A 460-nucleotide genomic window follows, 5' to 3' on the forward strand; every position below is an offset into this window, starting at 1 on the left:
AGGAAGCAGCCGAGGACGCGGCTGGTGACCATGCCGACGCCGGGGGTACGCACGCCGCGGCCGGTCATGCAGCCGTGCTGCGCGTCGATCACCACCGCAACGCCATGCGGGTGCAGATTGTCCCAGATGCACTTGGCGACCTCGGCGGTCAGCCGCTCCTGCACCTGCAGGCGGCGGGCATAGCCGTTGAGCACGCGTGCCAGCTTCGAAATGCCGACCACGCGCTCGCGCGGCAGATAGGCGATCGAGGCCTTGCCGGTGATCGGCGCCATATGATGCTCGCAGTGCGACTGAAAGGGGATGTCGCGCAGCAGCACGATCTCGTCATAGCCGCCCACCTCTTCGAAGGTGCGCGACAGATGGACCGCCGGGTCCTCGCCATAGCCGCTGCAATATTCCTTCCACGCGCGCGCGACCCGCTTGGGCGTGTCGAGCAGTCCCTCGCGCGCCGGATCGTCGC

Annotated in this window: 1 protein-coding gene; it reads right to left on the reverse strand. The window is 68.0% G+C overall.

The genetic code is table 11. The features are described 5' to 3' along the window. Window positions 1-460 (reverse strand): GTP cyclohydrolase I FolE (gene folE / locus ATE59_RS17390; protein WP_058813498.1); only part of this gene is annotated, 460 nt, incomplete at both ends.

This window comes from Sphingopyxis sp. A083, assembly GCF_001468495.1.
Taxonomy (GTDB): domain Bacteria; phylum Pseudomonadota; class Alphaproteobacteria; order Sphingomonadales; family Sphingomonadaceae; genus Sphingopyxis; species Sphingopyxis terrae.